Raw genomic sequence first — 21,463 nt, 5'->3', positions numbered from 1 at the left:
GCTCCGGACGTCGCTACCGACGCGCCCGGCTACTCGCAGCCCACCCCGTCCTTGTCACGGTCGAACTTGCCCTGGAACCCCGGGTCGCCGGGATAGATCGGGGCCGCACCCGCGGCCCGCACGGCGTCGCAGTTCTGGTAGAAGACGTCGGCCGGTGCGGGCTCGGGCACCGGGGCGGGTGCCGGAGCAGGCGCCGGAGCCGGGACCACCGGCGCGGGGGCGGGGACCGGCACGACGGGTGCAGGCTCGACGACCGCCTCGACGACCCCCTGCGCGGCGTACGCGCTGTCCCCGGTCGGCAGGAGCTGCCCGGGGCACGACGACAGGACGCGGGCGATCGCGTCGCGCTCGGCCTGCGTGACCCACAGGCCGTAGCCGACCTTGACCGCGACCTGCCGGGCGACGTACTCGCACCGGTACGCGGTGTTCGGTGGCAGCCAGGTCGCGGCATCACCCGCGCCCTTGGCCTGGTTGGACGGTCCGTCGACGGCGAGCAGGTTGAGCGGGTCGTTCGCGAACCTCTTGCGCGTGTCGGCGTCGAGCTGCTGGGCGCCCTTCTGCCAGGCGTCGGACAGGGCGACGACGTGGTCGATCTGCACGGCGCTCGACGTGGCGTTGCCGCGCTGGAAGGCGATGGTCGTGGCCGTGTACGGGTCGGCGAGGGATCCGGTGAGCACGACGCAGTCCTTCGTCCCGGGCTTGAAGGTCTCGTCGACCAGGTCCCGCGCCAGCATGTCGTTGCGGGTGTCGCAGCCGTTGCGGTCGGTGTCGGCCCACGCGGGGCCGAACTGGTCGCGGTCGTACCCGGTCTTGGGGGCGCGCCCCTTGACCTCGAGCGTCCCGAGCGCGGCGAGCGCGGTCTCGGCACCCGCGGTGGTCACGGCGTCGTCGAAGCGGACGAGCTCGGCCGGGTCGGCCGTCGCGGCGTCCCCGGCAGCGACCACCTCGGGGTCGGCCTCGACGAGTGCCGTCTCAGGGGCGTCGAGCAGGTCGAGGGGCGCGCCCTCCTCCGCCACGAGCGCGGGCGCCGCGGAGGGCGCGACCTTGATCCCGACCGCGACGGCCCCCGTGGACACGAGCGCGGTCGCGGCCACGGCGGCGACGCCGATCCCGACGAGACGCCCCGGCACGGGCCTGGTCCGGGCACCGGCCGGCGAGCGGCGCGCCGTGAGCCAGCGGACCGCGACGACGGCGAGCACCGCGAGGTACAGGACCTCGAAGACCCACCCCAGGACGGATCGCTGCGTCGACGGGAGCCCGGCCCCCATCTGGACCGCGAGCCAGGTCCCCACGAGGTAGGGCCAGGCCACCGCGTAGTACGCGACCGCGACCCCGATGATCAGGGCGATCACGCCCGGGGCTCCACCGGCAGACTTCTTCGCCATCGCTCAGTCCTTCTGTTCGTGCCGAGCGGTGCGGTGAAACCGGCGCGCGGGGTCGGGGTGTGCGCGCTCAAGGTAGTGGACGACGCACGGGCCCTTCAGCGCCGCTCGGCTCGGAACCCAGGCGGCACAAGGAAACAGGCCGGTCCACAGGCGCCCTGGCCCACGGAATTCACCCGCGAGGGGGCCTCAGGCGATGCTCCGGGCACGCGGCTGGTCGTCCCGCAGGTCGTGCAGCCGGTCGATCACGACCACGCCTCCGAGCACCGCCACGGCCAGGCTCGCCCCCGCCAGGACGTCCGTCACGAAGTGGTAGCCGAGGTAGAGCCGACTGCCGCCCACGACGACGATGACGACGACGCTCACCACGACCCACAGCGCGAACACGATCCGGCGCTGGCGCCCTTCCTTCCACTGACGCCACACGAGGTATCCCCCGACGAGCACGAGGGTCGCCGCGCCGATCGTGTGCCCCGACGGGAACGAGAAGCTGCGCTCGACGCCCGCCACGACCATCGCGGACTCGTCGGGTCGTGGCCGGGCGACGACCGCCTTGAGGACCGTCGAGACGATCGTCGAGGTGATCATGGCCCCGACGAGCAGCCCCGGCTCCCACCAGCGCTTGGTCGCGAGCCCCCACCACAGGCAGCCCACCGCGACGAGGATCGGCAGCACCACGGGCCCGAACATGTTGGTGATGAACGTCAGCACGGTCGTCGCGCTCGCGCTCCGGTGCGCGACCATCCACTCCAGCACCACGTCGTCGGTGAACCAGAGGTCGTCGCGCTCGCGCACGGAGTCGTAGACGACCAGGAAGCCCAGGACGCCGATCACGATCAGGACCAGGCCGGGCAGCGCGGCGACGAGCCGCGAGCGCCACACGTCCCGCCCGCCCGACGGCGTCCCCTCCCCCGCACTCAGGTCACCTCGGGCGTCGCGCGCCTCGTCGTCAGGGTTCATCCCGAGAGCCTAGGGAGAAAAAGGGGTGCGCCGCTCGGCGAGGAGGTGGAAGTGTGGCACCCATCACCGCGGTGGCGTCCGTCCGGTCAGTACCGGGCGGTGGAGGGCCCGGCCAGGTCCACGAATCCGACGTCACGAGAGACACCACCATGCATCCCCAGCTCATGTACGACGTCGCCGACCTCGGTCGGCGCGAACAGCTCCAGGAGCAGACCCGCCGCCGCAGCTCGATGCGCCGGACGACGACGCGCCTCCCGGAGCACACCCGGCGATCCCGCCGACCCCGTCACACCGCATGACGCGGCTCGACCCCCCGGCGCCGCCCGCCGACCGGGTCCCCGCACGCCGAAGGCCCTGACTCCCCACGGGAGCCAGGGCCTTCGTGCTGTCCGCGGACGCCCGTCAGGCGCGCTCGGCCAGGACGGCGTCGATCTCGCGCAGGAAGTCGGGGAGGTCGCCCGGGTCGCGGGACGTCACGAGCGTCCACCCGCCCGCGTCGTCCCGGACCACCGGCCTGTCCTCCCAGGTGCCGCCCGCGTTGCGCACGTCGGTCCGCAGGGACGCGTACGTCGTCAGGGTCTTGTCCGTGAGCACGCCCGCCTCGACGAGCACCCAGGGACCGTGGCAGATGGCCGCGACCGGTCGGCCGGTCGTGGTGAAGGACGTCACCGCGTCGACGGCCGCGCTCTCGAGCCGCAGCGAGTCGGCGTTGAGCGTGCCGCCGGGGACGAGCAGCAGGTCGTAGCCCGCGGGGTCGACGTCCTGCAGCCGAAGTGTGGGCGGGACGGTGGTGCCGGGGTCCTTGTCCCCCACCAGGGTCTCGACGGGGTCGATCGTCACGGCGGCGACGTCGACGTCCACCCCTGCCGAACGCAGGTGCTCGAGCGGCACCACCAGCTCGTCCTGCTCGACGCCGTAGTTCGTCACGATCGCCAGGACGCGGCGGCCCGCCAGGTCCGTGTCAGCCATGGTTGTCTCCTTCTCGTCGTCGTGGGAGCACCCGGGCGCGGTCGCGTCCAGGTCCTCCTCGACGGTAGGTCGGGCCCGTCCGGCTCGCAGCACGGGCGTCCTGGGCACCGGCCCCGGCCCCCACGGCCTAGGCTGTGGGCGTGAGCCCCGTGAACACCAACGACCGCATCGTGTGGATCGACTGCGAGATGACCGGCCTCGACCTGGGCGCCGACGCGCTCATCGAGGTCGCCGCCGTCGTCACCGACTCCGAGCTGAACGTCCTGGGCGAGGGGGTCGACGTCCTCATCACCCCGCCGGACGAGGCGATCGAGCAGATGGGTGACTTCGTCCGCGAGATGCACACCACCTCGGGGCTGCTCGAGGAGCTGCCGGGCGGCACGACCATGGCCGACGCGCAGGCCCGCGTGCTGGAGTACGTCCGCACCTGGGTGCCCGAGCCCGGCAAGGCCCCGCTCGCGGGGAACTCGGTCGGCACCGACAAGACGTTCCTCGAGCGGGACATGCCGGAGCTGGTCGGGCACCTGCTCTACCGGATCGTCGACGTCTCCTCGATCAAGGAGCTCGCGCGTCGCTGGTACCCGCGCGTCTACTTCGCGTCCCCGGCCAAGACGGGCGGCCACCGTGCGCTGGGCGACATCCTCGACAGCATCGACGAGCTGCGGTACTACCGTGAGGCCCTGTTCGTGCCCCAGCCCGGGACGGACTCGCGGACCGCGAAGGCGATCGCCGAACGGATCAAGGCGACGAGCGTCGGTACGACCCTCGGGACGATCGTCGCGCCCCTGCCAGGAGCCGCCGCGACCCCTGGTTCGGCGCCCACCGGGGCCGACGCCGAAAACCTGTCCTGAGACCCCTCAGAAACCAGGTACACTTTTCGACGGCTGCTAGAACGGTTCCTCGGAACCCGAGCAGGCCGTGGTGGGTATAGCTCAGCTGGTAGAGCACCTGGTTGTGGTCCAGGGGGTCGCGGGTTCAAGTCCCGTTACTCACCCCACGGGAAGAGGCTCCTCGCGTTCGCGCGGGGGGCCTCTTCTGCTTTTCGCACCGCCGCATCACCCCCGCGAGGCGCCCGACGGCGACTGTGATTCCGCTCACCGGTGGCGGCTCCGCCAGCCTTCCCTACAGTGGGTGAGGTGTCAGCCCCCGCGAACACCGTTGTCCGTGGCGAGCACCAGCACGCGCAGGCCGTGGCCACGTTGGTGCGCTCCGCCGCTGCCGTCGACCCCGGCCGCCCGTTGCGCCTGGCGAAGCGGACGACGAACCTGTTCCGCCCCCGACGCCCGTCCGCCGGCCCCGGCCTCGACGCGTCGGGACTGACCGGGGTGATCTCGGTCGACGACGCCGCGGGCACGGCCGACGTGCAGGGTATGTGCACGTACGAGGACCTGGTCGCCGTGACGCTGCCGCACGGGCTGGTCCCCACCGTCGTCCCGCAGCTGCGGACCATCACGGTCGGTGGCGCCCTGGCGGGGCTCGGCATCGAGTCGAGCTCGTTGCGCAACGGCCTGCCGCACGAGGCCGTCCTCGAGATCGACGTCCTGACGCCGGCCGGCGAGCTCGTCACGGCCAGGCCCACGGGCGAGCACGCCGACCTCTTCCACGCGTTCCCCAACTCGTACGGGACCCTCGGGTACGCGACGCGCGTGCGACTGCGCCTCGACCGGAGCGAGCCGTTCGTCGCGGTCCGCAACGTACGCTTCGGTGCGGTCGCGGAGGTCGCCGCGGCGGTCGGCAAGATCGCGGCGGACGGGACGTGGGAGGGGCAGCGGGTCGACTTCTGCGACGGTGTCCTGTTCGCCCCGGGCGAGGTGTACCTGTGCCTGGGCCGGTTCGCGTCGCGCGAGGAGGCACGGTCGCTCGCGCCCGCACCGAGCGACTACACGGGCCAGCGCATCTACTACCTCTCGGTGCGCGAGCGCCCGCTCGACGTGCTGAGCACGCACGACTACCTGTGGCGCTGGGACACGGACTGGTTCTGGTGCTCGCGCGCGTTCGGGGTGCAGAACCCGGTGGTGCGCAGGCTGTGGCCGCGGCGGTGGCGACGCTCGGACGTCTACCGCCGGATCGTGGGCCTCGACGAGCGCCTGGACCTCACGGGCCGGCTCGCCGACCTTCGCCGTCGGCCCCGCAACGAGCGGGTGGTCCAGGACGTCGAGGTGCCGCTCGACCAGCTCGAGAGCTTCATGGCGTGGTTCACGGGCCACGTCCCCATGACGCCGGTGTGGTTGTGCCCGCTGCGCCTCGCGTCGCCCGAGCCGTGGCCCCTGTACCCGCTCGAACCGCACCGCGTGTACGTCAACGTGGGCTTCTGGGGTGGCGTGCCGATCGTCGAGGGCGGGCGCGACGGCGACGTGAACCGCCTGATCGAGATGGCGGTCGCGGTGCGGCACGGCCACAAGTCGCTCTACTCGACCTCGACGTACGGGCGCGAGACGTTCGACACCTTGTACGGCGGCATCGACTACGCGGCGGTCAAGGACCGGTACGACCCGGCGGGACGCACGCCGACGCTCTACGAGAAGGCGGTGCAGGGAGCATGACGCAGATCGCGGTGGCCGAGGTCCTCGACGAGCTGGCGGACGGCCCGCTGCCGTTCGGCTTCAGCGCGTACGACGGGTCCAGCGCAGGTCCGGCCGACGCCCCGTTCCACGTGCACCTGGCGAACGAGCGGGGCCTGCGGTACGTCGCGACGTCGCCCGGGGGGCTGGGGCTCGGCCGCGCGTACGTCGCGGGCGACCTGCAGGTGGACGGGGTGCCGGGCGGGGACCCGTACCCGTTGCTCCGGGCTGCCGCCGACGGGCTGCGGCTGCGCCGTCCGAGCCCGGTCGAGGTGGCCCGGTGGGCGCGCGGTCTGGGCCTGGGCGTCCTGCGGCCTCCCGAGCCACCGCCCGAGGAGCACCTGTCGCGCCTGCGCCGGCTCACCGAGGGGCTGCGGCACTCTCGGCAGCGCGACGCCGAGGCGATCAGCCACCACTACGACGTCTCGAACACGTTCTACGAGCACGTCCTGGGGCCGTCGATGACGTACACGTGCGCGTGCTTCCCCACGTCGCAGGCGACGCTCGAGGAGGCGCAGGAGCACAAGTACGCGCTGGTCGCGGGCAAGCTGGGCCTGCGCAGGGGCATGCGCCTGCTCGACGTCGGGTGCGGATGGGGCGGCATGGTCCGGCACGCGGCGCGTGCAGGGGTGCGCGCGCTGGGGGTCACGCTGTCCCGGCAGCAGGCCGAGTGGGGGCAGGCCCGGATCGAGGCAGAGGGGCTGGGCGACCTCGCGGAGGTCCGGTACGGCGACTACCGCGACGTGACCGACAGCGGCTTCGACGCCGTGAGCTCGATCGGGCTGACCGAGCACATCGGGGTCGCGAACTACCGCGCGTACTTCACGTTCCTCCAGGGTCGTCTGCGCGACGGCGGTCGGTTGCTCAACCACTCGATCACGCGCCCGACCAACACGGCCCGTCCCCGCGCGGGCGGCTTCATCGACCGGTACGTCTTCCCGGACGGCGAGCTCACGGGCTCGGGCCGGATCATCTCGACCATGCAGGACGTGGGTCTCGAGGTGCGGCACGAGGAGAACCTGCGCGAGCACTACGCGATGACGCTGCGCGAGTGGGGCGCGAACCTCACGCGGCACTGGGAGGAGTGCGTGGCCGACGTCGGGATCGGCACGGCCCGCGTGTGGGGCCTGTACATGGCGGGGTCGCGGCTCGCGTTCGAGCGCAACGAGATCCAGCTCCACCAGGTGCTCGCGGTGCGCCCCGAGCCGGGTGGGGCGTCGGGCTTCCCGCTGCGCCCGGACTGGACCCCGTAGCCCGACGGCGCCGCGCCCACTCTCGAGGTCGTCTCGGGTCGGGCACGGATCGCCAGGCCTGGTCACGAGCCGAGACTCGACGAGATGCTGCCCGTTGCCGCTTCGAGCACGGGAGCCGCGGCAACCGGCAGCATCTCGGCAAGCGCCACGAAACCGGTCAGGGACATCCAGCGGCTCAGGACGCGCCGCGGGCCGCCGTGAGGTGCGTGTGGGCGCACCGCCACCCGTCGGCGCCCCGGACGAACACGTCGGTGATCCACTCGTCGGAGCTGAACACCTGGCCCTGGTAGTGACCGGTGTTGGTGCCGCGCCCGACGAGCACGGCGACGTCACCCAGCGAGCGCACGCTCCCGGTGATCTTGCCCATCGACTCGTGCGTGAGGTTCCCCGAGCGGACGAGGGCCAGGAAGTCCTCGCGGGCCGTGGCGCCGTCCTCGCCGACGATCTGCCAGTCGTCGGTCATGAACCGGCCGATCGCGTCGGCGTCGTTGGCGACGATGGCCCGCCCCCAGGCCGCCTCGACGGCTTCCAGCTCGTCCCGCAGGGCGCTGGTGTCGCGTCCCATGCCGTTCTCCCGGTGCTCGTGGGCCGATTCCGGGGCCGCTCGGGACCTTCGTCCCGGGGGTGGGGAACCTTTGGCCCTACGCTCGCGATCAGCCCGTCCGACCACTTTTCTCGACATTGACACTCTGTCATCTCCGCGTGACGGAGGCCACAGAAACTCGCTTGTGAAGACGTTCACAAGGTCTGTAGGGTCGACTTATCGAAGCGCTCCCAGCATAGGGATCGCAACGAAGTTCGATCCTTTCGCACCTCATCTCAGGTCGCCTCGACCTCTTCTTCTGGGAGTCACACCATGAGCACCAGCACCGCTGGTCCCGCCCGCTCCGTCCGCCTCATCGGGCTCGTCACGATGATCGCAGGCCTCGTGCTGCTGCTCGCCGGCGCAGCCACCTGGGCCACCATCACCTCGCAGCTGGCCGCCGAGAAGATCACGGTCTCCGAGGACGCCTCGATGCTCGCCGGCTCGCCGGTCCGCGGCCCCTTCAGCGCCTACGCCCAGGCCGAGATCATCAACGAGCACGCGCTCAAGATGAGCGACGGCAAGACCTACGCCGAGCTCGACAAGGAAGACCCGACCCGCGCGACGGTCATGAACGGCTCGTTCCTGCGCGCCTCGCTCTTCACCTCGGTCGTCTCCTACGGCGTCAGCGCACTGGTCATGGGCCTCGGTGTCCTGTTCGGCCTCCTCGGCTACGCCCTGCGCCGCATCGGAGCAGCCCCCGCCCTGAGCGTCGGCACCGCGAACCCCACCCCTGAGGTCGTCAACGCCTGACGCAGCACCACAGCAGCACCAGCACGACCAGCTCGGCAGATCACCCGGCAAGAATCTCCCGGCATGGTGAAGGCCCGACGAGCACAGCTCGTCGGGCCTTCATCACGTCCGGGGTCGGGAGCCGTGACGAGCGCCTGCCGGTCGAGGGCCGGACGGTCGGGCCTGGTCGGTCAGGCCCGGGCGGTCAGGCCTCGGGGCTCGCCACGAGCCGCCGCGCCACCGCGTCCGCGAAGCGGTCGAGCGATCCCTTGCCGAGCGAGAAGAAGAGCGAGGGCTCGGTGAGCTCGGCCTCGATGACCATGGGGGCGCCGTCGTCGCCGTTCACGAGGTCGACGCGTGCGTAGAGGTTCGGCTCCTGCCCCGGTACCGCCCTGGCGGCGACCGCGAGCGCCTGCTCGGCGACCGCGAGCTGCTCGGGGCTGGCCTCGAAGCGGCTCATCTCCTCCTGCTTGTACAGGCCCTGGGTGGGACGGTGCGGGCCGGTGAGCAGCGCGTTCTTGCGCACGGCGTGCGAGAACTCGCCGTCGATGAAGACGAGCCCGGTCTCCCCCGCGGTGTCGACGCTGCGGACGTACGGCTGGACCATGACCTGACGCCCGGAGGCGAGGAGGTTCTTGGCGTGCTGGATCGCGAGGCCGCGCGAGTGCGCCTCCCCCGACTGGTAGCGGCCCGTGTCCTTGGCCCCGGCGCTCACGACGGGCTTGATGACGAAGTCCCCCTGCGCGGGCAGGCGCGTGTGGATGGCGCGCGAGGACAGGTTCTGGCTCGGGTCGAGCCAGAGCGTCGGGATGACCGGGACGCCCTGCTCCTCGAGCTCCTTGAGGTAGCGCTTGTCGGTGTTCCAGCTGATGACCGCAGCGGGGTTGAGCACGCGGCCCGCACGCTCGGCCCAGGCGACGAACTCGTCGCGGCGAGGGGCGTAGTCCCAGGCCGAGCGCACGACGACCGCGTCGAACGAGGCCCAGTCGACCGACTCGTCGTCCCACACCGACGGCACGGCTTCGATCCCCCGGGCGGCGAGCGCTCCCACGAGGGGGGCGTCGTCGGGGTCGAGGCGGGGCAGGACGGAGCAGGTGGCGAGGGCGATGCGCGCTGTGGTGGTCACGCGTACGAGCCTAGACGCCCCGCGCGCGCCGTACACGCGCGGGCGGTGAGATCTCCGTCGCGCCCGCTAGACCGCGGCGGCGTCCGCGGTGCGCCGCAGGGCGGCGAGGATCCCGTCCGCGGTCAGGGACCCGACGACGTCGCCCGCCTCGTCCGCGACGGGCACCCGGCCCATCGCGGCCCCGGGCAGCGCCGCGATCGCCTCGAAGGCGACGGACAGCGGCGCGCCCAGGCGGATCGCGTCGGGGGCGGGCGCGGAGATGAGGTCCACGCCCTCGAGGTCCGCGCGCTGCACCATGGCCAGCCCGAGCATGCGGACCGGCGCGCCCTCCCCGATGAACTCCCGGACGGCGTCGCTCGCGGGGTGCGCCAGGACGGTCAGGGGCTCGGCGAGCTGTTCGAGGTGCCCGCCGAAGCTGAAGACCGCGATGCGGTCGGCAAGATGGACGGCCTCGTCGATGTCATGGGTCACGAACAGCACGGTGGTCCCGAGCTCGCGCTGGATGCGCCGGAACTCGGTCTGGAGCCGACGCCGCCCTGCGGGGTCGACGGCACCGAAGGGCTCGTCCATGAGCAGGACCGGCGGGTCGGTCGCGAGCGCCCGGGCCACGCCGACGCGCTGGCGCTCGCCGCCCGACAGCTCGTGCGGGTATCGCTTGGCGTAGGTGTCGGGGGCCAGGCCGACGAGCTCGAGCAGCTCGCCGACACGGGAGCGCGTGCGCGCCTTGTCCCAGCCGAGCAGCCCGGGGACTGTCGCGATGTTCTGGGCGACGGTGCGGTGCGGGAAGAGGCCGACGTTCTGGATCACGTACCCGATCCGCCGCCGCAGGGCCACGGGGTCGCCCTGCGTGATGTCCTCGCCGCTCAGCAGGATGCGCCCGGCAGAGGGTTCGACGAGGCGGTTGGTCATGCGCAGCGTCGTGGACTTCCCGCAGCCCGAGGGCCCGACGAGCGCGAGCATCTCGTGCTCGCGCACGCTCAGGGACAGGTCGCCCACGGCGACGGTCCCGTTGGGGTACTCCTTGCGGACGCCGTCGAACACGATGGCCGCCTCGTCGGTGATCGTCGGGAACGCTCTGGTGGCCTCGGTGGTGCCGGTCGGGGTGCTCGCCATGCCTCGACGCTACCTGGCGCGCCACCCCGTCGCGCGAGCGGTGGGTGGCTCGGGATAGGTTCGACGGCATGCCGCCCAACCCGTGGTTCTCGTGGAGCTACGTCCAGAACAACTGGGGAGAGATCTCCCAGGCGCTCGTCGAGCACACGACGATCACCATCCAGGCCGTGCTCATCGCGCTCGTCATCGCCCTGCCGCTCGCGGCCCTCGCGCACCGCGTGCGCTGGCTCGCGGTCCCCGTGCTCGGCACGACGGGCGTCATGTACACGATCCCCTCGCTCGCACTGTTCTCGATCCTCGTCCCGTTCACGGGGATCGGTCGGACGCCCGTGCTCATCGGTCTCGTGATGTACGCCCTGCTCATCCTGGTGCGCAACATCCTGGTGGGCCTGCAGGGCGTCGACCCCGACGTGCGCGACGCGGCCAAGGGCCTGGGCTACGGTCCCACGCGGCTGCTGACCTCGGTCGAGATCCCCAACGCGCTGCCGAGCATCATGACCGGGGTACGTCTCGCGACGGTCTCGACCGTGGCGCTCGTCACGGTCGGGTTCGTGGCGGGGTACGGCGGGCTGGGCACCCTGATGTTCCGCGGCTTCCGGTCGAGCTACAACGCCCAGATCATGACGGCGACGCTGCTGTGCCTGCTGCTGGCGGTCGTGCTCGACCTGCTCCTCCTGCTCCTGGGCCGGGCCCTGACCCCGTGGTCACGGACCCGTGCGCCGGGCTCGACGGAACGCTCGACGGGACGCGTCGCGAGCGAGGCGGCCGTCGCGCAGGCGGCCGGAGCGGCGAGCGAGCGGACCGCATGAACGTCGTCCAGGAAGCCCTGACGTGGCTCAACGACCCGCTCAACTGGACCGGCCCCGACGGGCTGCTCGTGCGCACGGGCGAGCACCTGGAGATGACCGCGATCGCGGTCCTGCTGGCGGCGCTCATCGCTCTGCCCGCGGGGATCTGGCTCGGCCACTCGGGCAAGGGCGCGGGTCCGACGATCGTGGTCGTGAACACCTCGCGCGCCCTGCCGACGTTCGGGATCCTGCTGATCCTCGCGGCAGGCGGGCTGTTCGGGGATCGCGCTGCAGTCATCTCGGCCGTGATCTTCGCGATCCCGCTCATCCTCGCCAACGCCTACACGGGCGTCGCCGAGGTCGACCCCGACGTCAAGGACGCTGCCCGTGGCATGGGCATGAGCTCGCAGCGCTCGCTGTGGCTCGTCGAGGTGCCGCTCGCGGTGCCGTTGGTCGCCGCCGGGCTGCGGACCGCGATCGTGCAGGTCATCGCGGTGCTCACGCTCGCCGCGTTCGTCGGCGGCGGGGGGCTCGGCGTCCCCCTGCGGGTCGGCTTCTCCAACCAGCGCTACGGGCAGGTCCTCGCGGTGGGCGTCGTGATCGCGGTGCTGTGCCTCGTCGTCGACGCGGTCCTCGCACTCGTCCAGCGGGCCGTGACCCCCGCACCGCTGCGCGTCAAGGCAGGCACCGTCCGCTGAGGCACCCCTCGGGTTGCCGGTGCCCTCCCCCGGGGGTGGAATGGGTTGTCCGTGCGAGACGACGACCCGAGAGGCACCTGACACCCATGTCACGGCGATCCACCACCTTCCGCACCCTGACCGCTTCCGCCCTCCTCGTCGTCGCTCTCGCGGCGTGCGGCGAGGCCGGATCCTCCGGCACCGAGGCGTCCGGGGGCTCCACGTCCACCGCGAGCGGCACCGTGTGCGAGCCCGTCGCGGGCGACGCGCTCGTCGTCCTCGAGGACGACAAGCACCTGCAGACCGTCGACAACATCATCCCGGCGGCCAACGCGGCGGCGGTCGCGAACCAGCCCGCCGTCCTGGAGCTGCTCGACACCGTGTCCGCAGCGCTCGACACCGACAAGCTCATCGCGCTCAACAAGGCCGTCGACGTGGACCGGCAGACGTCCTCGCAGGTCGCGCAGAAGTTCGTCGAGGACGAGGGCCTCGCGGCGACCTCGACCCCGGGGGCCGGGACGTCGCTCGTCGTGGGCGCGGCCAACTTCTCCGAGAGCACCACGCTCGCCGAGATCTACGCGGCGGTCCTGCGCTCGGGCGGCTACGACGTCACGGTCCAGACGGTCGACGCGCGCGAGACGTACCTGCCGGCGCTCGAGTCGGGCCAGCTCAGCGTGTTCCCCGAGTACGTGGGGACGCTCACCGAGTTCCTCAACAAGGAGATCAACGGCCCCGACGCCGAGCCCCTCGCGAGCGGGGACCTCGACACCACGGTGACCGCGCTGCGCGACCTGGGCACCCAGAAGGGCCTGACGTTCGGCGAGCCGTCGGCAGCCCAGGACCAGAACGCGTTCGCCGTCACGACGGCCTTCGCCGAGGAGCACGACGTGTCGACGCTCAGCGAGCTGGCCGAGGCCTGCCCCGGCGGCATCACGCTGGGCGCGGGACCGGAGTGCCCCGAGCGCGCCTTCTGCCAGCCGGGGCTCGAGGAGACCTACGGGCTCAACATCACCAACTTCGTGAACCTCGACGTGGGCGGGCCGCTGACCAAGTCGGCGCTTCTCCAGGGCGAGATCGTGCTCGGCCTCGTGTTCTCCTCGGACGGCCAGCTCGGCTGACCGAGCAGGCGGCTGCTCGGGGCCTTCGCGGCTACAGGCCGTAGGTCTCGAGCAGCCGTAGCCAGACCTCGCTGATCGTCGGGTAGGCGGGCACAGCGTGCCACAAGCGTGCAAGCGGCACCTGCCCGACGATCGCGATGGTCGCGGCGTGCAGCATCTCCGCCGCGTCCGGACCGACGAACGTCGCGCCCACGATCACCTGCCGGTCGGTGTCGACCACGATCTGCGCGGTCCCCTCGTAGCCCTCGGCGACGAGCACGGCCCCGGACACCGACCCGAGCTTGTACGACACCGCCTTGACCGTGAGCCCTGCCTTCCTGGCCTCGGCCTCGGTCAGCCCCACCGACGCGACCTCGGGGCGGGAGAACACGACCTGCGTCTTCGCACCGTGGTCGGCGGTCGCGGCGTAGCGGCTCCACGGCTCGGGGGTCTCACCGGCCGCCCCGGCCGCCGCAGCCTCACCCGGCTTTGCGCTCCCGAACCTCGCCGCGACCACGTCGCCCACGACCCGCCCCTGGTACTTCCCCTGGTGCGTGGTCGCCACGCGGCCCGTCACGTCGCCGCACGCGAACAGCCAGCCGCCGTCCACGCCCTGGACCTCGAGCTGGTCGTCCACCTCGAGCGCCTTCCCCGGTTCGAGCCCGACGACGTCGACCCCGAGGTCCGCGGTGCGCGGCACGCGGCCCGTCGCGACGAGCACCTGCGCCGCCGCGACCGACCCCTTGCCCTGCGGACCGTCGTACGCGAGGCGCGCGCCGCCGTCGGGCAGGGACGTCGCTCCCGTGACGCTCACGCCCAGGCGCACGTCCACGCCGATCTTCTTCAGGCCCGCCGCGACGGCCTCGCTCGCGAAGGGCTCCGAGCGTCCGAGCAGGCGTCCGCGCGAGAGCAGCGTGACCTCCGAACCCAGGTCGCGGAACGCCGTCGCCATCTCGACGCCCACGACTCCCCCGCCCAGGATCACGATCGAGGTCGGGACGTCCTGGACGCTCGTGGCCTCGCGGCTGCTCCACGGGTCGGTCTCGGCCAGTCCCGGGGTGTCGGGCAGGACGGGCACGCTGCCCGTCGCGACGATCACGGCGTGCCGGGCGGCGAGCAGGCGGGTCTCGGGGAGGTCGTCGACGTCGGCGTCGGGATCCTCGGGGCTGACCTCGACGAGCTTCGACCCGACGAGCCGGCCCAGGCCGCGCACGAGCGAGATCCCGGCGCCGTCGAGCCACTGGACCTGCCCCGAGTCGTCCCAGTGCGAGACCATCTCGTCGCGGCGCGCGAGGATCGGTGCCGGGTCGAGCACCGGGTCGGCCGCGACTCCCGGGACCGCGCGGGCGGCCGCGAGGGCGGCGCCGGGGCGCAGCAGCGCCTTGGACGGCATGCACGCCCAGTAGGAGCACTCCCCTCCGACGAGCTCGGCCTCGACCACGGCGACGCTCAGCCCGGTGCGGCTCGCGCGGTCGGCGGCGTTCTCGCCGACGGGCCCACCACCGATCACGATCACGTCGTAGGTCTCGTCCGGGGTGGCCTGGGTGCGTGGGTCGGTGCTCATGCCTCCCATCGTGACCCGGACCTCGCGCGGTTGCCTGCCGGGGCGTGGGGGCGGGTGCCCAGGGCGCAGAGCCCGGGACCCTAGCGGCGCGCGGCGTGCCCCGTGACCAGCTCACGCAGCAGGGCGACCAGCATGTCGCGGTCCTTGCCCGGCAGCGACGAGAGGAGGGCGTCCTGCGCGTCGCCGAGCGCTGCGCCGAGCTCGTCGAGCCGTCGCACCCCCCTGGGGGTCAGCGTGACGACGTTGCGACGCCGATCGGACGGGTCGGGGCGGCGCTCGACGTCACCGTCGGCCGCCAGTCTGTCGAGCAGCGCGACCATGTCGCTCCGGTCGATCCCGCACCGGCGCCCGAGCGCGGCCTGGCTCGCCGGGCCGAACTCCTCCAGGGCGGCGAGCACGGCGTAGTGGGAGCGGTGCGCCCCCACGGTGGACAGGTGCTCCGAGACGGTCCGGGACGCCTCCAGCGCCGCCTGGGAGAGCAGCCAGCTGGGAAGCTCCCGGAGGCGTTCAGGGGCGGTCTCGGTCTCCATCCCCCGATCCTACGCTTTGTTGGCTCAACCTATTGTGGGCACCACCAACAATGGTTAACGTTGGGGGCTCCAACGATTCGCCGTGTTATCCACCTCCCGGAGGCTCTCATGCCCGTGCACGACGACGCCCACCTTCCCGCCACGCACCACGACGCCCTGCGCGGACTGCTCGACCGCGAGGACGTCGCACGCCTCGTCTCCCGGCTCACGGCCGCGCTCGACGACGGCGACACCGACCGGCTCCGAGACCTGCTCGTCCCGGACGCGCACGCCAGCACCCCCGGTGGAACCGCGCAGGGGATCGACGCAGTCGTCGCCCAGGCCGCGCGCAACCACCGGCCGCAGGACGGAGTCCAGCACCTCGTCGGCAACGTCCTGGTCGATCTCGCACACGACCACGCAGAGGTCCGGGCGAACGTGGTCGCCACGTTCGCCCGACGCGAGCCGCAGGCGGACAGACCCGTCACCCTCGGAGCGGTCTACCGGCTCAGGGCGCGCAGGACCGACGCCGGCTGGCGACTGACGCACATCACGACGGAGCCGATCTGGACGTCGACCACACCCGTCACGCGCGCCGGACCGGCCTAGCGGCACCTCGCGCGGTCGCCTGCCGGGCGGGGTGGCGCTCGCCTCAGGCCGCGTCGTCGACGCGGGCCTCGTCGAGGCGGTCGAGGATCTGCGCGACCGTCTCCGCGACGGTCCACCCGGTCGTGTCGAGGTGCAGGCCGCCCGGGGTCTCGCGCGCGGCCGCGGCGAACTCGTCGGGCGTCCACGCGCCGTACGCCTGCTTGTGCCGGGCGGCGTCCCGGGCGGCGAGGGCCGCGGCGCTGGGCGCCAGCACGACGGCGTAGCGCGGCCGGGTGCGCAGGCTCGCCGTGAAGCGGGCCAGGTCGGGCCCCAGCAGGATGTCCTGGACCACGGCCGTGATCCCCGCGGCAGCGTAGGTGTCGGCGGCGTGGGCCGCGAGCGCGTGCCGCAGGTCGAGCTGGGCGCGGGCGCGGGCTGAGAGCGGCGGGTCCATCGACGCCTGCCCGCTCACGACGAAGCGGCGGAACATGTCACCGCGCACGTGCGCCGCGAGGGGGAAGGAGCCGGCCAGAGCCTGCGCGACCGTCGACTTCCCGGAGGCCATGGCGCCGGTGACGACGAGGACGGGAGCGGACGCGCCGAGGTGAGCGGCGCCGTCGGGCAGGGACGTCTCAGGGAGCATGCCACGGACCCTAGGACGTGCGGCAGGCCGGACGCGAGCGCATTACCGGGCCTCGCCGAGCGTGCAGCTCGGGCTGTCCGCGGGAGTCCGCGACACCCGAGCTGCACACCCGGCGCGCACGCCCCTAGTGCACGACCGCCTTCTCCGAGCCCGCGCCCGTGAGCGAACGGACCTCCATCTCGGCGAACTTCTCCGGGTGCGACGTCTCCTTGCTCAGGAACGTCCCCAGGACACCCAGGAGGAACGCGAGCGGGATCGAGATCAGGCCCGGGTTCTCGAGCGGGATGATCGCGAAGTCGATGCTCGTGTCCTTGATCATCGACAGGCTCGCGCCCGTGACCGGGTCCACCTTGCCCGAGACGACGGGCGAGAACGCGATGAGCACGAGGCACGAGACCAGTCCCCCGTACATGCTCCACAGCGCGCCCGACGTGTTGAACCGCTTCCAGAACAGCGAGTAGATGATGGTCGGCAGGTTCGCGCTCGCCGCGACCGCGAAGGCCAGCGCCACGAGGAACGCGATGTTCTGGCCCTGCGCGAAGATGCCGCCCACGATCGCGAGCACGCCGATCACGAGCACCGTGAGGCGCGCGACCTTGACCTCGCCGTCGGGCTTGACCTCGCCCTTCTTGATGACGTTCGCGTAGATGTCGTGCGCGAAGCTCGTCGCGGCCGTGATCGTCAGCCCCGCGACCACCGCGAGGATCGTCGCGAACGCGACCGCCGAGATGATGCCCAGCAGGATCTCGCCGCCCAGCTCGTACGCGAGCAGGAGCGCCGCGGAGTTCACGCCGCCAGGAGCCGACGAGATCGCCTCGGGGCCCACGAGCGCGCCCGCCCCGTAGCCCAGCACGAGCGTGAACAGGTAGAAGATGCCGATGAGCCAGATGGCCCAGACCACGCTGCGGCGCGCCTCCTTGCCCGTCGGCACCGTGTAGAAACGGGTCAGGACGTGCGGCAGGCCCGCGGTGCCGAGCACCAGGGCCAGCGCGAGCGACAGGAAGTTGAGCTGCGACATGGGGGTCGCCCCGTACTGCTTGCCCGGCTCGATGAGAGCCTCACCGCCCGGCCCCGCCTTGTCGATCGCACCCTGGAACAGGTCCGACAGGTTGAAGCCGAACTTCGCGAGCACCCAGAACGTCATGATCCCGGCACCCGCGATCAGCAGGACCGCCTTGATGATCTGCACCCACGTGGTGCCCTTCATGCCGCCGATCATCACGTACGCGATCATCAGGACGCCGACGATCGCGATGACGACGGACTGCCCAGCGGTCGACGAGATGCCGAGCAGCAGGGCGACCAGGCCGCCCGCCCCCGCCATCTGGGCCAGCAGGTAGAAGAACACGACCATGAGCGTCGCGAGCGCCGCCGCCATGCGCACCGGTCGCTGACGCAGGCGGAAGCTCAGGACGTCGGCCATCGTGAACTTGCCCGTGTTGCGCAGCAGCTCGGCCACGAGCAGAAGCGCCACGAGCCACGCCACGAGGAAGCCGATCGAGTAGAGGAACCCGTCGTAGCCGTTGATCGCGATGGCTCCGCAGATGCCCAGGAAGCTCGCGGCCGACAGGTAGTCGCCCGCGATCGCCGTACCGTTCTGCGGGCCCGTGAAGTTGCGCCCGCCCGCGTAGAAGTCCGCGGCGGACCGGTTCTGCTTCGAGGCGCGCAGCACGATCACCATGGTCACCGCGACGAAGGCCGCGAAGATCCCGATGTTGATCCACGGGTTGCCGACGTCAGAGGCCTCCGCGGCCAGGGTCACGACGGGCGGCTCCGCCCCCAGCGCCCCCCTCACTGGTCCTCCCCCTCGATCTGGCGACGCATGTCGTCGGCGACCGGGTCGAACCGCTTGTTCGCCCAGCGCGCGTAGATCATGGTGATCGCGAACGTCGAGACGAACTGGCCCAGCCCGAACAGCAGACCGACCGTGATGTTGCCCGACACCCGGATGCTCATGAAGTCGTGCGCGTAGTCCGCGAGCAGGACGTACACCAGGTACCAGACCAGGAACAATGCCGTGACGGGGAAGACGAACAGACGGAACCTGCGGCGCAGGTCCTGGAACTCGGGGGAACGTTGGACCCGCTGGTAGTCGGTCTCCGCGACGGGATCGTCCGTCGAGATGTCGGTCATGATGCCTCCGTTGGCTCATGCGTGTGTCACGCGGCGTCGCGTGACCCGGGCGACGTTTTTCACCCGCTCCGCCAATGTGCCGTACATCACTCTTGTCGCCAAACACCCGATCCGGGCGTGTCGGCGGCGGAGGCTCCGCGCGACCTCGCTCAGACCCGGCGGAGCTCCAGGTCCGTGATGACCCGGCCCGCCGCACGGCCCTTGTTCTCGAAGCTCGTGAGCACACGCCCCTCGAAGCGCGGCGCGACCGCACCGACCCCGTGGACGTTCACGAACGACGGGTTCGCCCCGACGACCTCGAGCATCTGGTCCGCGTACTCGGCCCAGTCCGTCGCGAGCCGCCACGTCCCCCCGGGACGGATCACGCGTGCGGCGAGCTCCGCTAGCTCGGGTGTCACGAGACGGCGCTTGTGGTGGCGGGCCTTGTGCCACGGGTCGGGGAAGAAGACCCAGAGCTCGTCGACCGACCCCTCGGGCAGGGCCGTCGTGAGCACCTCGGCCGCGTTGGCCTGCACCAGGCGCAGGTTCGTCAGCCCGCGCTGCGTCGCACGGAGCACCGTCTGCGCGAGTCCCGGCGTGTAGACCTCGACGGCCAGGAAGTCACGCTCGGGCGTGGCCTCGGCGGCGGTGACCACGGCCTCCCCCAGCCCCGACCCGACCTCCACCACGAGGGGAGCCGAGCGCCCGAACGTCGCTGCGACGTCGAGCACGTACGCCGGGTCGACCGAGGTGCGGGCCACGGCCCGAGGCACGTCCAGGACGAACTGCTCGGCGTGGTCGTCCCAGGCGCGCTGCTGGCGGGTGTTGAGGCGGCCGCTGCGGCGGACGAAGGACACGATGTCGGTACGGAAGCCCTGCTCGCGGGCCTCGGAGAGGGTCTCGGGCACCCGCCCAGTCTAGGCGGGCACCCGAGACCCTCTCCCACGGAGCGTCAGACGTACTGCGCGTACGCCGGCAGGTCGAGCTGCCCGTTGCCGGACAGACCGATGACCACGACCTCGGGCTCCGTGACCGTGCGCGCGTACGCCATGGCTGCCGCGACCGCGTGCGTCGACTCGGGCGCCGGGAGGATGCCCTCCGACCGGGCGAACTCGAGCCCCGCCCGGAACGCCTCGTCCTGGTCGATCGCGACCGCGTCCATGAGGCCCAGGTTCACGGCGTGCGACACCATGGGCGACATGCCGTGGTAGCGCAGGCCACCCGCGTGGATCGCCGGCGGGACGAAGTCCTTGCCCAACGTGTGCATCTTGAGCAGCGGCGTGAGCCCCGCGACGTCACCGTGGTCGTAGCGGTACTCGCCCTGCGTGAGCGACGGGCACGCCGCGGGCTCGCACGCGACGAGCCGGGTCGACGTTCCCTCGCGCAGGTTGCGCCCCAGGAACGGGAACGTGAGCCCCGCGAGGTTCGACCCGCCGCCCGCACAGCCGAACACGACGTCCGCGCTCGTCTCCCCCGCCTCCTCGAGCTGGACCAGGGCCTCCTGACCGATGACCGTCTGGTGCAGCATCACGTGGTTGAGCACGCTGCCCAGCGAGTAGTGCGCCTGCGGGTCCTGCGCCGCGACCTCGACGGCCTCGCTGATCGCCATGCCGAGCGAGCCCGTGGTGTCCGGGTCGCTCGCGAGGATCGCGCGCCCCGACGCCGTCAGCTCCGAGGGCGACGAGTGGCACACGCCCCCGTAGGCCTCCATCTGGAAGCGCCGGTACGGCTTGGACTCGTACGACGCACGCACCTGCCACACCTCGCACGTGAGCCCGAGCAGCGCCGCCGCCATCGAGAGCGACGCCCCCCACTGCCCGGCGCCCGTCTCGGTCGTGAGCCGCGTCGTGCCCTCCATCGCGTTGTAGTACGCCTGCGCGATCGCCGTGTTGGGCTTGTGCGACCCGACAGGGCTCACGCCCTCGTACTTGTAGTAGATGCGGGCGGGCGTGCCGAGAGCGCGCTCGAGGCGGTGCGCGCGGATGAGCGGCGCCGGCCTCCACATCGCGTAGATCTCACGGATCGTCTGCGGGATCTCGATGTAGCGCTCGGTGCTCACCTCCTGCTCGATCAGCGCCAGGGGGAACAGCGGCGCCAGGTCGGCGGGCACGAGCGGCTCGAGCGTTCCCGGGTGCAGGTGCGGCGGGACAGGCTCCGGCAGGTCTGCGTTCAGGTTGTACCAGTGCGTCGGGACGGTGGAGGGGACCTCGACGCCGAGCGGCTCGAGCGAGCGAGCGGTCGGGGCGGCGGGCGCCGGGGGCGCCGAGGCGGGGAGGGGGGACGTCGACAAGGAACTCTCTCCTTCGTGGATGGGCACGTGCAGGGGGCACGTTCCGGGCGATCCACTCCGGGAGACCTGCTGGACCGCCCGTCGTCGGGCTCGGTCAGCACGCCACAGCGTCCGACCGTCAGCGGTCGGGCCACCAGGTGTGTGCGGTGAGCAGGTTCACACGGGCGACCATAGCCCCTGGGGCGGTGGGTTGTGAAGCGCGTCTCGCGGGTCGTGCGCCGGGGACGGCGAAGGCCCCTCCCCCGCGTCTGCGCAGGTGAGGGGCCTTCGTGGTGGTGCGCCATCATGGACTCGAACCATGAACCCGCTGATTAAGAGTCAGCTGCTCTGCCAATTGAGCTAATGGCGCGTGGTGGAGCTGGTCGTGCGGTACCGCCCGCCCGCCGGTGCGGACGTCACGACGGCCCCGTCTCCGGGGCCGCGATCGTGGTGCGCCATCATGGACTCGAACCATGAACCCGCTGATTAAGAGTCAGCTGCTCTGCCAATTGAGCTAATGGCGCGCGAGAAGAAACA

21 protein-coding genes and 3 tRNA genes are annotated in these 21,463 nt (G+C 71.9%); 9 read left to right on the top strand and 15 right to left on the bottom strand.

Features of this window, described 5'->3' with window-relative positions; genetic code table 11:
* Positions 1 to 29 precede the first annotated feature (29 nt).
* From JOD48_RS07560 to JOD48_RS07550, 3 genes are all read right to left on the bottom strand, one after another.
* Positions 30 to 1,385 carry a GmrSD restriction endonuclease domain-containing protein gene (locus JOD48_RS07560; RefSeq protein WP_239527348.1) on the bottom strand — a complete coding sequence of 452 codons (1,356 nt, stop codon included), beginning with the start codon at positions 1,383 to 1,385 and terminating at the stop codon, positions 30 to 32.
* A gap of 186 nt (positions 1,386 to 1,571) precedes the next feature.
* Positions 1,572 to 2,342 carry a phosphatase PAP2 family protein gene (locus JOD48_RS07555; RefSeq protein WP_204808359.1) on the bottom strand — a complete coding sequence of 257 codons (771 nt, stop codon included), beginning with the start codon at positions 2,340 to 2,342 and terminating at the stop codon, positions 1,572 to 1,574.
* Positions 2,343 to 2,744: 402 nt separating this feature from the next.
* Entirely contained in the window at positions 2,745 to 3,311 is a 567-nt protein-coding gene (locus JOD48_RS07550; RefSeq protein WP_204808357.1) for a DJ-1/PfpI/YhbO family deglycase/protease, read from the bottom strand.
* Positions 3,312 to 3,451: 140 nt separating this feature from the next.
* Between JOD48_RS07550 and orn the strand changes: the two genes are divergently transcribed.
* The 4 genes from orn (at position 3,452) to JOD48_RS07530 (ending at position 7,125) form a co-directional block, all read left to right on the top strand.
* The gene (orn, locus tag JOD48_RS07545; RefSeq protein ID WP_204808355.1) at positions 3,452 to 4,162 is read left to right on the top strand and encodes an oligoribonuclease; all 711 of its coding nucleotides are present in this window, start codon (positions 3,452 to 3,454) and stop codon (positions 4,160 to 4,162) included.
* 70 nt (positions 4,163 to 4,232) lie between these two features.
* Positions 4,233 to 4,308: transfer RNA gene (locus JOD48_RS07540), tRNA-His, on the top strand.
* A gap of 139 nt (positions 4,309 to 4,447) precedes the next feature.
* Positions 4,448 to 5,854, top strand: a complete 1,407-nt coding sequence (locus JOD48_RS07535; RefSeq protein ID WP_307824035.1) for an FAD-binding oxidoreductase — start codon at positions 4,448 to 4,450, stop codon at positions 5,852 to 5,854.
* Entirely contained in the window at positions 5,851 to 7,125 is a 1,275-nt protein-coding gene (locus JOD48_RS07530; RefSeq protein ID WP_191789225.1) for a class I SAM-dependent methyltransferase, read from the top strand. Before JOD48_RS07535 ends, JOD48_RS07530 begins: the two co-directional genes overlap by 4 nt.
* Before the next feature lie 175 nt (positions 7,126 to 7,300).
* Here the strand turns inward: JOD48_RS07530 and JOD48_RS07525 are convergent, their stop codons facing one another.
* Positions 7,301 to 7,690, bottom strand: coding sequence for a nuclear transport factor 2 family protein (locus tag JOD48_RS07525; RefSeq protein WP_204808353.1), 390 nt, complete (start codon positions 7,688 to 7,690; stop codon positions 7,301 to 7,303).
* Between the two features lie 291 nt (positions 7,691 to 7,981).
* Between JOD48_RS07525 and JOD48_RS07520 the strand changes: the two genes are divergently transcribed.
* Complete coding sequence (locus JOD48_RS07520; protein ID WP_191789227.1) at positions 7,982 to 8,461, top strand: aromatic ring-opening dioxygenase LigA; 480 nt, start codon at positions 7,982 to 7,984, stop codon at positions 8,459 to 8,461.
* Between the two features lie 184 nt (positions 8,462 to 8,645).
* Here JOD48_RS07520 and JOD48_RS07515 read toward each other — a convergent pair whose 3' ends face one another.
* Both JOD48_RS07515 and JOD48_RS07510 read right to left on the bottom strand, forming a co-directional pair.
* Positions 8,646 to 9,566, bottom strand: coding sequence for an ATP-grasp domain-containing protein (locus JOD48_RS07515; protein ID WP_204808351.1), 921 nt, complete (start codon positions 9,564 to 9,566; stop codon positions 8,646 to 8,648).
* Between the two features lie 66 nt (positions 9,567 to 9,632).
* Positions 9,633 to 10,679: an ABC transporter ATP-binding protein gene (locus tag JOD48_RS07510; RefSeq protein WP_191789229.1), complete on the bottom strand. Its 1,047-nt coding sequence runs from the start codon at positions 10,677 to 10,679 to the stop codon at positions 9,633 to 9,635.
* A gap of 68 nt (positions 10,680 to 10,747) precedes the next feature.
* Here JOD48_RS07510 and JOD48_RS07505 point away from each other — a divergent pair, with 68 nt between their 5' ends.
* From JOD48_RS07505 to JOD48_RS07495, 3 genes are all read left to right on the top strand, one after another.
* A complete protein-coding gene (locus JOD48_RS07505) occupies positions 10,748 to 11,488 on the top strand; it encodes an ABC transporter permease (RefSeq protein WP_204808349.1) in 741 nt (246 codons plus the stop codon).
* A complete protein-coding gene (locus JOD48_RS07500; RefSeq protein WP_204808347.1) occupies positions 11,485 to 12,165 on the top strand; it encodes an ABC transporter permease in 681 nt (226 codons plus the stop codon). Before JOD48_RS07505 ends, JOD48_RS07500 begins: the two co-directional genes overlap by 4 nt.
* 86 nt (positions 12,166 to 12,251) lie before the next feature.
* Positions 12,252 to 13,262: a glycine betaine ABC transporter substrate-binding protein gene (locus JOD48_RS07495; protein WP_204808345.1), complete on the top strand. Its 1,011-nt coding sequence runs from the start codon at positions 12,252 to 12,254 to the stop codon at positions 13,260 to 13,262.
* A gap of 31 nt (positions 13,263 to 13,293) precedes the next feature.
* Here JOD48_RS07495 and JOD48_RS07490 read toward each other — a convergent pair whose 3' ends face one another.
* Positions 13,294 to 14,805, bottom strand: a complete 1,512-nt coding sequence (locus JOD48_RS07490; RefSeq protein ID WP_204808343.1) for a dihydrolipoyl dehydrogenase family protein — start codon at positions 14,803 to 14,805, stop codon at positions 13,294 to 13,296.
* 80 nt (positions 14,806 to 14,885) lie between these two features.
* Positions 14,886 to 15,335, bottom strand: a complete 450-nt coding sequence (locus tag JOD48_RS07485; RefSeq protein WP_204808341.1) for a MarR family winged helix-turn-helix transcriptional regulator — start codon at positions 15,333 to 15,335, stop codon at positions 14,886 to 14,888.
* 108 nt (positions 15,336 to 15,443) lie between these two features.
* On the opposite strand from JOD48_RS07485, the gene JOD48_RS07480 reads away from it, so the two are divergent.
* Entirely contained in the window at positions 15,444 to 15,923 is a 480-nt protein-coding gene (locus tag JOD48_RS07480; RefSeq protein ID WP_204808340.1) for a nuclear transport factor 2 family protein, read from the top strand.
* A 43-nt stretch (positions 15,924 to 15,966) separates the two neighbouring features.
* On the opposite strand, the gene JOD48_RS07475 is transcribed toward JOD48_RS07480, so the two are convergent.
* The 7 genes from JOD48_RS07475 to JOD48_RS07445 form a co-directional block, all read right to left on the bottom strand.
* Positions 15,967 to 16,545, bottom strand: a complete 579-nt coding sequence (locus JOD48_RS07475) for an AAA family ATPase (RefSeq protein ID WP_204808338.1) — start codon at positions 16,543 to 16,545, stop codon at positions 15,967 to 15,969.
* Between the two features lie 124 nt (positions 16,546 to 16,669).
* Positions 16,670 to 18,301, bottom strand: coding sequence for a monocarboxylic acid transporter (locus JOD48_RS07470; RefSeq protein ID WP_204810450.1), 1,632 nt, complete (start codon positions 18,299 to 18,301; stop codon positions 16,670 to 16,672).
* A gap of 35 nt (positions 18,302 to 18,336) precedes the next feature.
* The gene (locus JOD48_RS07465) at positions 18,337 to 18,678 is read right to left on the bottom strand and encodes a DUF485 domain-containing protein (RefSeq protein ID WP_138825027.1); all 342 of its coding nucleotides are present in this window, start codon (positions 18,676 to 18,678) and stop codon (positions 18,337 to 18,339) included.
* A 149-nt stretch (positions 18,679 to 18,827) separates the two neighbouring features.
* On the bottom strand, positions 18,828 to 19,565 hold the full coding sequence (gene trmB, locus JOD48_RS07460; protein WP_191789240.1) for a tRNA (guanosine(46)-N7)-methyltransferase TrmB: 738 nt from the start codon (positions 19,563 to 19,565) through the stop codon (positions 18,828 to 18,830).
* A 44-nt stretch (positions 19,566 to 19,609) separates the two neighbouring features.
* On the bottom strand, positions 19,610 to 20,947 hold the full coding sequence (locus JOD48_RS07455) for a TrpB-like pyridoxal phosphate-dependent enzyme (protein WP_191789241.1): 1,338 nt from the start codon (positions 20,945 to 20,947) through the stop codon (positions 19,610 to 19,612).
* 273 nt (positions 20,948 to 21,220) lie between these two features.
* A tRNA-Lys gene (locus JOD48_RS07450) sits at positions 21,221 to 21,296 on the bottom strand.
* Between the two features lie 78 nt (positions 21,297 to 21,374).
* Positions 21,375 to 21,450 (bottom strand) — tRNA-Lys (locus JOD48_RS07445).
* Positions 21,451 to 21,463 lie beyond the last annotated feature (13 nt).

Origin of the sequence: Oerskovia paurometabola, assembly GCF_016907365.1 — a bacterium.
GTDB classification, from domain to species: domain Bacteria; phylum Actinomycetota; class Actinomycetes; order Actinomycetales; family Cellulomonadaceae; genus Oerskovia; species Oerskovia paurometabola.
This window is presented reverse-complemented; position numbering and strand designations above follow the sequence as displayed.